This window comes from Dactylosporangium siamense (assembly GCF_016862795.1).
Taxonomy (GTDB): Bacteria; Actinomycetota; Actinomycetes; order Mycobacteriales; family Micromonosporaceae; genus Dactylosporangium; species Dactylosporangium siamense.
Genome location: NZ_BONQ01000056.1, coordinates 49,613 through 63,704, shown reverse-complemented (window position 1 = coordinate 63,704; position 14,092 = coordinate 49,613). Strand labels below are relative to the sequence as shown.

At 73.2% G+C, this 14,092-nt stretch carries 8 protein-coding genes; 3 read left to right on the top strand and 5 right to left on the bottom strand.

Annotation, left to right across the window (positions count from 1 at the left end; all coding sequences use genetic code 11):
• The first annotated feature begins 20 nt into the window (after window positions 1–20).
• The gene (locus Dsi01nite_RS19325) at window positions 21–1,421 is read left to right on the top strand and encodes an alpha,alpha-trehalose-phosphate synthase (UDP-forming) (RefSeq protein ID WP_203847588.1); all 1,401 of its coding nucleotides are present in this window, start codon (window positions 21–23) and stop codon (window positions 1,419–1,421) included.
• Between the two features lie 81 nt (window positions 1,422–1,502).
• Window positions 1,503–4,055, top strand: coding sequence for a trehalose-phosphatase (otsB, locus tag Dsi01nite_RS19320; RefSeq protein WP_203847587.1), 2,553 nt, complete (start codon window positions 1,503–1,505; stop codon window positions 4,053–4,055).
• A 68-nt stretch (window positions 4,056–4,123) separates the two neighbouring features.
• Here the strand turns inward: otsB and cobA are convergent, their stop codons facing one another.
• From cobA to cobC, 3 genes are read right to left on the bottom strand one after another with little or no spacing between them, the layout of a single operon-like run.
• Entirely contained in the window at window positions 4,124–5,326 is a 1,203-nt protein-coding gene (cobA, locus tag Dsi01nite_RS19315) for a uroporphyrinogen-III C-methyltransferase (RefSeq protein ID WP_203847586.1), read from the bottom strand.
• Window positions 5,323–6,366, bottom strand: a complete 1,044-nt coding sequence (cobT, locus tag Dsi01nite_RS19310; RefSeq protein WP_203847585.1) for a nicotinate-nucleotide--dimethylbenzimidazole phosphoribosyltransferase — start codon at window positions 6,364–6,366, stop codon at window positions 5,323–5,325. The genes cobA and cobT overlap by 4 nt, the downstream gene beginning before the upstream one ends.
• A 2-nt stretch (window positions 6,367–6,368) precedes the next feature.
• Entirely contained in the window at window positions 6,369–7,370 is a 1,002-nt protein-coding gene (cobC, locus tag Dsi01nite_RS19305; protein ID WP_203847584.1) for an Rv2231c family histidinol phosphate aminotransferase CobC, read from the bottom strand.
• 47 nt (window positions 7,371–7,417) lie between these two features.
• Here cobC and Dsi01nite_RS19300 point away from each other — a divergent pair, with 47 nt between their 5' ends.
• Window positions 7,418–9,598 (top strand): transglycosylase domain-containing protein, encoded by a 2,181-nt coding sequence (locus Dsi01nite_RS19300; protein ID WP_373318796.1) that lies wholly within the window; start codon window positions 7,418–7,420, stop codon window positions 9,596–9,598.
• Between the two features lie 211 nt (window positions 9,599–9,809).
• Here the strand turns inward: Dsi01nite_RS19300 and Dsi01nite_RS19295 are convergent, their stop codons facing one another.
• Both Dsi01nite_RS19295 and Dsi01nite_RS58715 read right to left on the bottom strand, forming a co-directional pair.
• Window positions 9,810–10,385 (bottom strand): GNAT family N-acetyltransferase, encoded by a 576-nt coding sequence (locus tag Dsi01nite_RS19295; RefSeq protein ID WP_239135999.1) that lies wholly within the window; start codon window positions 10,383–10,385, stop codon window positions 9,810–9,812.
• Window positions 10,385–14,062 carry a cobyrinic acid a,c-diamide synthase CobB gene (locus tag Dsi01nite_RS58715; RefSeq protein WP_308442067.1) on the bottom strand — a complete coding sequence of 1,226 codons (3,678 nt, stop codon included), beginning with the start codon at window positions 14,060–14,062 and terminating at the stop codon, window positions 10,385–10,387. Before Dsi01nite_RS58715 ends, Dsi01nite_RS19295 begins: the two co-directional genes overlap by 1 nt.
• Window positions 14,063–14,092: the final 30 nt, after the last annotated feature.

Below are 14,092 nucleotides of genomic sequence, written 5' to 3'. Positions count from 1 at the left end.
CCAGGGGGAGGACACGACACGTGGCTGGAAACAGTGCATTCGTGGTGGTCGCCAATCGGCTGCCGGTCGACAAGGTCGTCGGGCCGGACGGCGAGGTCAGCTTCCGCAGGAGCCCAGGAGGCCTGGTCACCGCGCTCGAGCCGGTGCTCCAGCAGCGCAACGGGACGTGGGTGGGCTGGTCGGGCGGCACCGGGGACTCGCAGCTTCCGGAGGAGACGTTCGAGGCCGGCGGGGTGAAGCTGCACCCGGTCGCGCTCAGCGCGGGTGAGGTCGAGCGGTATTACGAGGGCTTCTCCAACTCCAGCCTGTGGCCGCTGTACCACGACGCGGTCGAGACACCGATCTTCAAACGACGATGGTGGGAGTCGTACCGGCTGGTCAACGAGCGGTTCACCAAGGCCGTCGCCGACGACGCGGCACCCGGCGCCACCGTATGGATCCAGGACTACCAGCTGCAGCTCGTGCCGGCCCTGCTGCGCGAGACCCGACCCGATCTCAAGATCGGGTTTTTTCTGCACATTCCATTCCCCCCGGTCGAACTCTTCATGCAACTACCCCGCCGGGCGGAACTTCTCAAGGGTCTGCTCGGTGCCGATCTGGTTGGTTTCCAACGGCCACTCGGCGCACAGAACTTCGTCCAACTGTCCCGACATCTGCTGGGCACCCGCGTGCGGCGCGGCGTCGTGGAGTGGGAGGGCCGCACGGTGCGGGCCGAGGCGTTCCCGATCTCCATCGACGTCGAGGAGATGGAGCGGCTCGCCGGCTCGCCGGAAGTGCAGGCCAGGGCCAAGGCGATCCGGACGGAGTTGGGTGAGCCGAAGACCATCATCCTCGGGGTGGACCGACTGGACTACACCAAGGGGATCGAGCGGCGGCTGAAGGCTTTTCGCGAATTGTTGTCGGATGGGCGACTCACGGCACCGGAGACGGTGATGGTACAAGTGGCTACGCCGAGTCGGGAGCGGGTGGAGCACTACCAGACGCTGCGGGTGAACGTTGAACGTGAGGTCGGGCGGATCAATGGGGAGTACGGACGAGTTGGCCAACCGGCCGTGCACTATCTCCATCAGTCGTACAGTCGGGCTGAGTTGGCCGCGCTGTACGTCGCGGCCGACGTCATGATGGTGACTCCGCTGAGGGACGGCATGAATCTGGTTGCCAAGGAATACGTCGGTGCTCGCGCCGACGGCGGCGGCGCCCTCGTGCTGTCGGAATTCGCCGGCGCGGCGGCCGAGCTGCGTCAGGCGTTCCTGTGCAATCCGCACGACCTCGACGGGGTGAAAGACGCCCTCATGCGCGCAATCCACGTAGACCCGGTCGAAGGGCGCAAACGGATGCATGCTATGCATTCCCACCTGCGCTCACACGATGTCCGCGCCTGGGCGGACGCGTTTCTGGACGCTCTCGGCGCAGCATCTTGACCTCCACACGCCCGCCCTTGCACCGCCGTGTGCACGTCAATCGCTTCATCGACCTCCATCGCTCCCACGAACAGGCCGGACATGAACCAACACTCGGCGACAGGCACCGTCCTCTCGCTCGACCCGGACCTCCGCGCGGCGGTGCTGCGCGTCGCCCGCGTGCCGAACCTCCTGGTGGCATGTGACTACGACGGCACCCTCGCGCCCATCGTCGCCGACCCAACGAAGGCGACACCCAGCCCAGAATCCGTAGCGGCCGTCCGCGCGTTGTCCTCGTTGCCGCAGACGACCGTCGGCGTGATCTCAGGTCGCGCGCTGCGCGACCTGGCCGCCCTGTCCCGCCTCCCCGCCGAGGTGCGACTGGTCGGCAGCCACGGCTCCGAGTTCGACGTCGGCTATGTCGACGAGTTGCCACCGGAGCGCCAGCAGCGACGTGCGGAGCTGCACGCGGCGCTCAACGCGATCTGCCGCGACCAGCCGGGGGTCCGCCTCGAGGCGAAGCCGGCCAGCGTCGCGGTGCACACCCGCGCCGCCCCCCGCGACGTCGCCGGGCGGGTCTTCGACGCGGTCCGCAGCGGTGCGGCCCTGTGGCCCGACATCGAGGTGACCACCGGCAAGGAGGTCATCGAGCTGTCGGTGGTGCCGACCGACAAGGGCCTCGCCGTCGACGCGCTGCGGATGCAGGTCTCGGCGAGCGCCATCGTGTACCTCGGCGACGACGCGACCGACGAGAAGGCCTTCGCCCACCTGCACGGGCCCGACCTCGGCATCAAGGTCGGTGCCGGCGAGACCCAGGCCCGCTTCAGCATCACCGACGCCGAGGTGGCCGTCGGCGTGCTGGAGCTGCTGCTGCACACCCGGCGGCGCTGGCTGTTCGGCGAGCAGGCAGTGCCGATCGAGCGGCACTCGATGCTGTCCAACACGCACACCGTCGCCCTGCTGACGCCGGCCGCCAGGGTCACCTGGCTGTGCCACCCGAAGCCGGACTCCGGCGCGGTCTTCGCCGACCTGCTCGGCGACACCGCGGCGGGCCACTTCACGGTCCAGCCGGAGCGCGGTGGCATCCCGCTCGGCCAGCGGTACCGGCCGGGCACGATGACCGTGGAGACCCGCTGGTCGGGGCTGACGGTCACCGACTGGCTGGACCACCACCCGACCGGCAACTCGCTCATCCGGGTGCTGTCGGGCAGCTCCCGGGCCCGGATCGACTTCGTGCCGCGCCCGGACTTCGGCCAGGTGCACATCCGGCTGCAGCCGATCGGCGACGAGGGCCTGCTGGTGCTCGGCTCCAACGAGCCGATGGTGCTCTACTCCCCCGGCATCGAGTGGGAGATCAGCTCCGACGGGCACAGCGACCTGGCGCGGGCGACGGTCGACCTCGGCGCCACCGGCGGCAGCGCCATGCTGGAGCTGCGCCTGGGCACCGACTCGATCGAGGCGCCGCAGGAGCGCTTCGACGAGCGGCAGATCACCGCGGAGGCCGCGTGGCGGGACTGGTCCGACGCGCTGAAGCTGCCGTCGGTCGCCCGTGACCTGGTCAAGCGCAGCGCGCTCACGCTGCGCGGGCTGTGGCACAAGCCGACCGGGGCGATCCTGGCCGCGGCGACGTCCTCACTGCCGGAGGAGGTCGGCGGGTCCCGCAACTGGGACTACCGGTACTGCTGGCTGCGCGACGCGTCGCTGACCGCCAAGGCCCTCGTCGACCTCGGCTCCACCGAGGAGGCCGAGTCGCTGTTGCGGTGGACGCTGAAGGTCGCCGACAACACCGACGGGCACCCGGAGCGGCTCCACCCGCTGTACAACCTCGACGGCACCGAGCTCGGCCCGGAGGCGGTCATCGAGGCGCTGCCCGGCTACGCGGGCTCCCGCCCGGTGCGGGTCGGCAACGCCGCCAACGGCCAGGTGCAGCTCGACGTGTTCGGCCCGGTCGCCGACCTGGTGACCACCCTCGCCGAGCTCCGCCCGCCGGAGGCCGGCGACTTCGCGCTCATGGAGGCGATGGTCGAGGCGGTCGAGCGGCGCTGGCACGAGCCCGACCACGGCATCTGGGAGGCGCGCCGGCGACCCCGGCACTACGTCTACTCGAAGGTCATGTGCTGGATGACCGTCGACCGGGGCATCCAGCTCTTCGAGCGGGCCGGCCGGGCGGTGCCGGAGGCGTGGCGGGCGCTGCGCACCACCATCGCCGAGAACGTGCTCGACAAGGGCTGGGACGAGAAGCTCGGCGCCTACACCGTGGCCTACGGCTACGACGAGATGGACGCGTCGGTGCTGTGGATCGGGCTGTCCGGTCTGCTCTCCGACGACGACCCGCGCTTCCTGGCCACGGTGCTGGCCGTCGAGGCCGACCTGCGCGAGGGCCCGACGGTGTACCGGTACCGCTGGGACGACGGCCTGCCCGGCGTCGAGGGCGGCTTCCACCTCTGCACCACGTGGATGATCGAGGCGTACCTGCGCACCGGCCGCCGGGCCGACGCGGAGGAGCTCTTCGCCCAGTTCATCGAGTGCGCCGGCCCGACGGGCCTGCTGCCGGAGGAGTACGACCCGCTGACCGAGCGCGCCCTGGGCAACCACCCGCAGGCGTACTCGCACCTGGGTCTGATCCGCTGCGCGCTGGAGCTCGACCGCTCGTAACGTCCCGTGATCCGGAAGACCTTGTGTACCCCTGGGTGCACAGGTCTTCCGGATCATGAGCAAAACGGCTATGTCAGGGCGTCGACGACCGGGCCCACGACGATGACCGCGGGCGGGCGCAGCGCCGCCTCCTTCACCGCGTCCGCGACCGTGGACAGCTGCGCGCGCACCACCCGCTGGCCGCGGGTCGTGCCCTCCTGGATCACCGCGACCGGGGTGTCCGGCGCCCGGCCGTGCTCCTGCAGGACCGAGGCGATCGCCGGGAGGTTCTTCAGGCCCATCAGGATGCTCAGGGTGCCCCGCAGCCGGGCGAGGGCGGCCCAGTCGACCAGCGACTCGGGGTGGGTCGGCGCGAGGTGCCCGGAGACGACGGTGAACTCGTGCGCCAGCCCCCGGTGGGTGATCGGGATGCCGGCCGCGGCGGGCACCGCGATCGAGCTGCTGATGCCGGGCACGACGCTCACCGGCACCCCGGCTGCCACACAGGCCAGCAGTTCCTCGCCGCCACGTCCGAAGACGTACGGGTCGCCGCCCTTGAGCCGGACCACGAACTTCCCCTGCCGGGCCCGGTCGACGAGGACCCGGTTGATCTCCTCCTGCGCGGCCGACGGGCCGTAGGGGATCTTCGAGGCGTCGAACAGCTCGACCTCGGGCCGCAACTCGTCCAGCAGGAGCCCGGCGGCGAGCCGGTCGATGACGACCACGTCGGCGGCGGCCAGGAGCCGGCGCCCCCGGACCGTCAGCAGCTCCGGGTCGCCGGGGCCGGAGCCGACCAGCGCGACCCGGCCGGGTGCGGCCTCGGGCGGGGTGGCGGCCACGATCGCGCCGGCGGCGAGCTGCTCGCCGATCGCGTCACGGACGGCGACGGAACGGGCCGGGTCGCCCCCGCCGAGCACGGCGACGGTCACCGGCCCCTGCCGGGTCACCGCCGGGGTCCAGGCGGTGGCGGCGTGGCGGTCGTCGGCACGGACGCAGAAGACCCGGCGGGCCGCCGCGAGGTCGCTGATCGTGGCCGCCGCGTCGGGGTCGCTGACCGCCACGTGGACCAGCCACGCGTCGTCGATGTCGGACGGCTCGAAGCGCCGGGCGCGCCAGGTGACCCGGCCGGCGTCGACGTGCGCCCGCAGTGCCGGGGTGATGTGGGGTGACACCAGCACGACGTCCGCGGCGGCGTCGAGCAGCGCGGGAACGCGCCTGGTGGCCACGGCACCGCCGCCGACCACCAGGACACGCAAACCGTTGAGCACCAGACCGAGGGGGTATGGGTTCACTTGTGGGCAACTCCAGCTGAGTCGAAAGTGGCTACCTCGTGCAACACGCGGACAGCACTGGCCACGATCGGCAGCGCCAGGACGGCGCCGGTGCCCTCGCCCAGGCGCAGGCCCAGGTCGACGAGCGGTTCCAGCTCAAGATAGCTGAGCGCCACGCTGGCGCCGGGTTCGGCCGACCGGTGCCCGGCGACCATCGCCGCGGTGCTGGCCGGGGCGAGCGCGGCGGCGGCGAGGGCCGCCGACGCGGCGATGACCCCGTCGATGATCACGGGAACGCGCAGCGCCGCGCCGCGCAGGATGTAGCCGACGAGGGCGGCGTGCTCCAGGCCACCGACGGCGGCGAGGACGTCGACCGGGTCCTCGGCGTGCAGCGCGACGACCGCGGACGTGACGACCGCCACCTTCCGGGCGTGGGTCTCGCTGTCGATGCCGGTGCCGAGGCCGGTCACCGCGGCCGGGTCGGCGTGCGTGAACGCGGCGATCAGCGCCGCCGACGGGGTGGTGTTGGCGATGCCCATGTCGCCGGTCAGCAGCACCTTCGCGCCCTCGTCGACGAGCTTCTGGGCGATCTCGATGCCGACCTCGACGGCCTGCAGCGCCTCCTCGCGGGTCATCGCCGGCTCGACGCTGAGGTCACGGGTGCCGGCCCGGACCTTGCGCAGCTCCAGCCCCTTGGCCGGGTCGAGGGTGGTCTTCACGCCGACGTCGACGACGGTGACGGTCGCGCCGCACTGCCGGGCGAACGCGTTGACGACCGCCCCGCCGGCCAGGAAGTTGGCGACCATCTGCCCCGTGACCTCCTGCGGCCACGGCGTCACCCCTTGCGCGTGCACCCCGTGGTCGCCGGCGAAGATCGCCAGCGCGGCGGGCTCCGGGATGGGCGGCGGGCACGCGCCGGCCAGCCCCGCGAGGCGCACCGCGAGCATCTCCAGCGCACCGAGCGAGCCCGGTGGCTTCGTCAGCCTGGCCTGCAGCGCCCTGGCCGCCGCGATCGCCTCGTCGTCGAGCGGCCGGATCGCCGCGAGTGTCTCCGTAAGCATGCTCACCCTCCCAGTACCTTCGACAACACCGCGACGAACGCGTCACTCGTGGCAGTGTCCCGCACCGCAATACGTAACCAGTCCTGGCCCAGTCCCGGGAACGTTTCGCCACGTCGCACCGCGAAGCCGTGGGCCCGCAGCGCCTCCCGGACCCGCGTGCCATCGGCGACCCTGATCAGCACGAACGAGCTGCGGGGCACACCGGCGACCGCCACGCCTTCCCGGCGCAGCGCGGCGACGAGGTGGTCCCGGTCGGCGGTGAGCCGCTCCGCGATGGCCCGCTCGGTCTGCACGGCGCGCGGCGACGCGCACGCGAGGGCGGCGGCCAGGGCGGGCGTCGAGACGCTCCACAGGGGTGCGTGGCGGGCCAGTTCGGCGATCAGGTCGCGGGGGCCCAGGACGTAGCCGATGCGCAGCCCGGCGAGGCCCCAGGTCTTCGTCAGGCTCCGGATGACGACGACGTCGCGGTTGCCGGTGAGCGTTTCGGGCTCCCCGGGGACGGTGTCCGCGAACGCTTCGTCGACGACGACCGTCCGCCCTGCCCTGACCCAGCTCGCGATTTGCGCTGATTTATGCAGACATGACGTTGGATTGGTGGGATTTCCGACGATGACGAGATCCGCCGATTCCGGCGGATTTTTCAGTGTAAATCCGTCCTCGGCGTCGAGGATCAGCCGGTCCACCGCGTGGCCCGCGGTCAGCAGCGCGCTCTCCGGCTCGGTGAACTGCGGATGCACCACCACCGCGTGCGCGGGCCGCAGCGCCTGCGCCAGCAGCGTGAACGCCTGTGCGGCCCCCGCGGTCAGCAGCACCTCGTCAGCCGGCCGCCCGTGCCGCGCCGCGATCGCCGCCGTCGCCTCCACCGGATCCGGATACCGCGCGAGGTGCGCCAGCGACGCCGCGATCGGGCCCGTGAGCCACGACGGCGGCGTCTCCTGTCGCACGTTGACCGCCAGGTCGACCAGACCCGGCGCGACCTCGGCATCACCATGGAACCGCAGCATCAGGCGATCGTCGCGTACAGCGAGGCGATTTGTCCTAGCTTGGAGATGTGATCGCGCGCACGCTCCGGGTGGCCGGCGGATTCGTGGCCCTCGTCCGGACCGGGCTCATCGTCGGGCTCGTGATCGCCGCGCTCATCTATCCGATGGTCGCCCTCACCGGCGCCGGCGTGAAGCGCGGCACCGACGCCCTCGCCACCCCGGTCGGCGCGCTGCGCTCCTCGCTGCCCGCGCAGACCAGCCACGTCTACGCCGCCGACGGCACGACGTTGCTCGCGCAGTTCTACGAGGAGTACCGCACGTACACCACCCTCAAGACGATCTCGCCCAACATCCAGAAGGCCATCGTCGCCGCCGAGGACGCCCGCTTCTGGGAGCACCACGGCGTCGACTTCAAGGGCGTCGCCCGCGCGTTCGTCGCCAACCAGAAGGCCGGCGCCGTCTCGCAGGGCGCCTCGACGCTCACCATGCAGTACGTGCGCAACGTCCTGCGCGACAGCGCCGACACCCCGGCCGAGGTCTCCGAGGCGACGGAGCAGACCGGCGCCCGCAAACTGCGTGAGATGAAGCTCGCGATCGAGCTCGAAAAGCACATGAGCAAGACCGAGATCCTGGAGCGGTACCTCAACGTCGCCTACTTCGGGCACCGCGCCTACGGCGTCCTCGCCGCCGCCGAGGTGTACTTCTCGAAGCGCCCCGCCGACCTCACCGTCCCCGAGGCGGCCCTGCTGGCCGGCCTGGTCCAGGCGCCGTCCTCGTACGACCCCGCCGCCGGTGCCTCGGCCGCCACCGTCCGCCGTGACTACGTCATAGACAGGATGGCCGACCTCGGCTACCTCGACGCCGCGGCGGCCTCGGCCGCGCGGGCCACCCCGATCGCGCTGAAACTCAGCGAACCGCCGAACGACTGCCTCGCCACCCAGCCCGGCTGGGGCTTCTTCTGCGCGATGTTCCGGTCCTGGTGGAGCAACCAGCCCGGGCTCGGCGCCACCTCCGACGAGCGCCTGGACAAGCTGCGCCGCGGCGGCTACACCGTGGTCACCTCGCTCGACCCGCGCATCCAGGCCGTCGCGCAGGCGCAGGTGCTGAAGCGGGAGAAGACCCGCAGCGCGTACGCCCTGGGCCAGGTCGCCGTCGAACCCGGCACCGGCCTCATCCGCGCCATGGCCGTGAACCGCACCTACTCCCTCGACCGCGCCAGCAACGGCCCGCACTCCGACCCCCGCCAGCGCAAACGCCTCCGCGGCAACTACCCCAACACGGTCAACCCGCTGCTGGGCGGCGGCGACATGGCCGGCTACCAGGCCGGCTCCACCTTCAAGATGTTCACGCTGCTCGCCGCCCTCGAACAGGGCATGCCCCTGTCGACCGCGATCGACTCCCCGAAGACCTTCGTGTCGAAGTACAAGACCGGCCGCGACAGCCCGGCCCGCTGCGGCGTCGACAGCTGGTGCCCCTCCAACGCCTCCAACTCCATGACCGGCCGCCAGACCATGTGGTCCGGCTTCGGCAAGTCCGTCAACACCTTCTTCGTCCAGCTCGAACAGCGCGTCGGCGCCGAGTCCGCGGTCCGCATGGCGGAGCGCCTGGGCCTGCACTGGCGCACCGGCATCGACCGGCTGCAGGCCTCCCCGGCGAAGGCGAAGACGTGGGGCGCCTTCACCCTGGGCGTGGCCGACACCACCCCCCTGGAGATGGCGGGCGCCTTCGCCACCGTCGCCGCCGACGGCATCCACTGCGAACCCATCCCCGTCACCTCGATCAGACAGGTCGACGGCACCGAGGCAACGGATGCGGCAGGTGTGCCGGTAGCCGCCCCGCGCTGCGCCCGCGTCCTCTCCCCCGACGTGGCCCGGGGCGCGGTCGACGCGGCCCGATGCGTCACCGGCTTCAAGGCCGCCACCGGCGACTGCGGCGGCTGGGGCACCGCGTCGAAGGTGTACCCCACCGTCCGCCGCCCCGTCGCCGGAAAGTCCGGGACGACCGACGACAACCGGGCCGCCTGGTTCGTCGGCATGACGCCCGGCCTGACGATCGCCGGTTTCATCGCCGACCCCGACAACCCGCTGCACCGGGTCGGCTCGGCCAACGCCGGCAAACCCCGCGAGACGGTCGCCGAGACCCTCCGCGACGCTCTGACCGGCACCGCCGTGCGCCAGTTCACCCCACCGAGCACGACGATCGCCTACGGCGCGAACGCGAAGCCTCGAGCCTTCAAACCCCGCCGCTGACCCCGACACCCTCACCACCGGGCCACGGCCAGATCGGCCGAACTCGTCCCGCAGCCGGTCCTCCGGCCGAAGGATCCCCCGGTCAGAGGCCCGGGGATCCTCCGGGTTGCGGCAGGATCGCCCGGCGCACGTGGCACTTGTGCAGGCCGGCTTCACGTCGGCGGCGAAGCTCCGGTGCGGCCCGTGACCTCGACCTGCGGGGCAGGTGCGGTCAGCGGATATCGGCGGGGACCAGCGACCAGCTCTCCAGGTCGACCCGGCCACTGTGCAGGGACCCGGCGTTGCGCATCAGGCCCTCATACGTGAACCCGGCCTTCTCCGCCACCCGCCGGGACGCCACGTTGCCGGGTGCGACCCGCAGCTCGATCCGCTGGAACCGGTGCTCCAGCAGCAGCGACAGCGCCAGGACGTCGACCGCCTCGGGGGCGACACCGTAGCCGCGGGCGTCGGCGGCCACCGCGTATGCGATCTCCGTCGACCGGTTCAGCCAGTCGGTGTTCTTCGTCCAGAGGCAGCCGACGAGCCGCTCGTCCTCGCGTCGCACGATGCCGTAGTGGTCGCCGGCGCCGCTGTCGCGGCGCTCCACGGCCAGCTCCGTGCACCACGAATAGCCGTCGAACTCGCTGTTGTCGTCCTGCGCGATCGGCAGCCACCGCCGCACGAGACGGTCCGCGAAGATCTCACCGACCCGCTTGTCGTCGTCGGCGCACAACGGCCGCACCGACAACCTGGGCGTCTGGACCGACAGCGACGGGAAGCGGCGCAACGCCACCGACCAGGTCGACACTAGGCGGCCTCCGTCGCCCCGCCGGCGGGCGGCCCCGACGTCGGCGGCCCGTCCCCGGCGTCCCCGGCACGCCCCGCCTCACCGGTCGCGCCCTCCCCGGACCTCGAATGCCCGGGCCTCGGCTCCCCGGACGCAGCGGCCCGCGCCGGCCCGCCGGTCATGCCGCCACGCGCCGCGGTGCCGGAGTCCGGCGGTGCCGAGACGGGGCTGTGGTCGGCGGCGCCGAGCGGGTCGTGCCCCTGGGCCGGAAGCTGCAGGTACGCGGTCGGCGCCTCATCGGACGCGACCAGGTCGGACCCGGCGGCGGGAATCACCGTCATCCCGGCCGGCGCCGCCGACACGGGCGCCGCGACGGTCGGCATCGGGGCGGACGAGACCGGCACCGCGGACGATGTCGCCGGCGCGCTCGACCACTGGTGCCCGCTCTGCCCGCTCAGCGGCGGCGTCGACACCGGCACGGCGGACGATGTCGCCGACGGCGCCGCGGAGCCCTCCGCAGGCCGGTACCCCGAGGCACCGGTCCCTGACCCGGGATCGGCCCCGCCGGTGGACCCACCGACGGCCTCGGAGCCAATCACGGCGGCTCCGGACACGGGAGAGGCGGCACTGCCGGAGCTCGCGGCACTGGCCCGGCCGCTCAGCGGTCGCGTGGCGGTGGGCGGCGAGGTCGTGGACTGGGTGGACACGGGCGGAGCGGAGACGGTCGTCGGCACAACCCCAGACGATGGCAGTCCGGAGGCCGGCGCGGGCGGGTTCGGGGTGGAAGGCACCCTAACGCTCGCCTCAACAGCCGCGGTGGACGGCCCAACCCCGGGCGCCACCGCAGTGCCCGAACCCGTCGGCTGGGTGCCGGAGCTCGCTGCGTGGCTGGCGGACGCCAGTGCGACACCGGCCCGACTGGTGGGGCCGAACGGGCTCGACGCGATCCCGTCGAGCTCGTCGTCGCCGCCGGCACCGGTCGTCGAGCCCGCCGCAGCGCCGGACGACACGCCGGGCTGAGCGCCGGAGACGCCAGACGAGACGCCAGACGAGACGCCGGACGGGGCGCCGGTCGTGGAGCCCGCCGCAGCGCCGGAGACGCCGGACGAGACGCCGGACGAGGCGCCGGTCGTGGAGCCCGCCGGAGCGCCGGACGACACGCCGGACGACACGCCGGACTGAGCGCCGGAGACGCCAGACGGGGCGCCGGTGACGCCGGACGCGGCACCGGACCAGACGCCGGACTGAGCGCCGGTGACGCCGGACGAGGTTGCGGGTGATGGTGCGCCCGAGGTCGCCGTCGTCTGCATGACCGCGGTCGGCGCCTCCTCGCTTCCCGACCCGGTTACGGCCGGATGATCCGTCCAGGCCCCCGCGGCCGCCTCCGCCGGCGTGCCGGCGAGTGACCGTGTCGGTGCCAGCGGGCGACCGGCGGGCGCCGGTGCGGCCGGCGGGCGGGGTCCGGCTGGTGCGTGCGCAGGGGCGCCGGCGGCCGGGCCGGGCGCCGCGTACGCCGACGGAGCCGAGACCGAACCGGCAGGACCGGCCGAAGCCCCGGACGACGAGTAGGTGGACGACACCGGCGCCGGCGTCGAGTAGCTGGATGGGGCCGGCGCCGGGGACGAGTAGCTGGACGGGGCCGGCGCCGGGGACGAGTAGCTGGACGGGCCCGGTGCGGGCGACGAATAGCTGGACGGCGCCGACACCGGCGCCGGGGACGAGTATGTGGACGGGGCCGAGACCGGCGTCACAGCGCCTGGGCCCACGACCGGGGCCGGCGGCGAATAGGTCGTCGGCGCCGAAGCGACGAACCCGCCGGGCGCCGAGACCGGACCGGGAACCGACACCGGGCTGGCAGCCGGAACGCCGCCAGGCGCAACGAAAGCAGCCTGGACGCCGCCAGGCGCGGCAAAAGCGACCGGGGCCGAGACCGAGCCGGAAGCAGCCGGAGCCGAAACTGGGGCCAAGCCGGAAGCCGAGCCGGAAGCAGCCGGAGCCGCGCCGGAAGCAGCCGGAGCCGGACCGGAAGCAGCCGAAGCCGAGACCTGAGCCGGACCGGAAGCAGCCGGAGCCGAGACCGGAGCCGGGCCGGAAGTGGCGGGGTCGATCGGCCCGCGTGCCGGGTCGGGCACGGTCGGGCCGGGCACGCCGGTCTTCGACAGGTTGGCGGCGGCGGGAACGCCGGCCGCGGTGGTCGGGGCCGCGGCCGGGAACTGCAGCGTCGAGCCGCTGTCCGATGGGGCCTGGGCGGCCGGGACGACGGACGGGCGGCCGTAGGGGTGGGCGCTGGGCGTCGTCCACTGGCCCTGGGCAGGGGCGACAGCGGCGCCGGTGGCGGCCACGAAGCGGGACGCGATGGACGGCGTGCCGGCCCAGTGCAGGCCGAGATAGGAGGCGTGGACGCCGCGGTGCACGAAGCCCTCCGCCGGGCCGCCGGCCCAGGTCCAGGCAGCCTGCAGGCCGGCCCGGGGGCTGATCGTGGTGCGGTGCATCTTGTGCCCGACGACCTGGGCGCCGACGGGCAGCAGGACGGACGAGCTGCGGGCGGTGGCCTCGCGGTAGCCGAGGACGACGAGGTCAGTCTCGCGGGCGGAGGCGTCCACGACGCCGCACATGGGGCGGCCGTTGAAGTCGCGGCAGAGCCAGACGAGGCCGGTGCCCTCGGCGGCGATCGGTTTGCCGGCGGCGGCGTGCGCGGCGACGGCGGCGCGGAGGCGGCTGTTGAAGCCCAGCTCCTCCGCATAGGACTCGGGCAGGGCGCCGCCGACGACCAGGGCGTCGGCGCCGTCGGGGAGGAACTCGTCGCGCAGCGGGTCGAAGGGGACGACCTCGGCGCCGGCGGCGGTGAGCAGCTCGGCGGTCTCCGGATAGGAGAAGGCGACGCCGATGATGGGGCGGCGGCCGATGCGGGCCACGGCCGGCTCGGCGGTGCGCGCGGCGGCGACCTCCTCGGCGGCGCTCCACGGGTCGGAGGTGAGCCTGGGCGCGGAGCGGGCCAGGGCCATGGTCCGGTCGATGTCGACGGCGCCGGCGATGACCTCGCCGAGGCGGCGGACGGCGCGGACCGCGTCGAGGTTGTGGTGCACGACGGGGGCTACGCCGTGGTGCCGGGACGGCAGTGGCGCGCCGGCGTCGCCGATGTCGGTGAGGGCGTGGCGGCGCAGGGCGCCGAGCACGGGCACGCCGATGTCGTCGAGGGCCTCGCGGAGCAGCTGCTCGTGCCGGGAGGAGGCGACCCGGTTGAGGATGACGCCGCCGAGCCAGAGCAGCTCGTCATAGGCGCGGAAGCCGTGCACGAGCGCGGCGACGGACTGCCCCATGGCGCCGACGTCCACGACGAGGACCACCGGCGCGCGCAGCAGGCCCGAGATCTGGGCGGTCGACTCGCTGTCGGTGCGGCCGGCGAGCCCGTCGAACAGGCCCATCGTGCCCTCGACCACGGCGATGTCCAGCGAGCCGGCGCCGTGGGCGAACAGCGGGCCGATCCGCTTGGCGCCGATCATGCGCGGGTCGAGGTTGCGGCCCGGGCGGCCGGCGGCCAGGCCCAGGTAGGCGGCGTCGACGTGGTCGGGGCCGATCTTGAATCCGGCGGCCCGGTAACCCCGGGCCGACAGCGCGGACAACAGACCTACGGAGACGGCAGTCTTGCCGTGACCGGAGGATGGCGCGCTGATCACCAGCCTCGGGATCGTGCTCATGATGCTCCTCTGGCGCTGGGGCAAACGTGT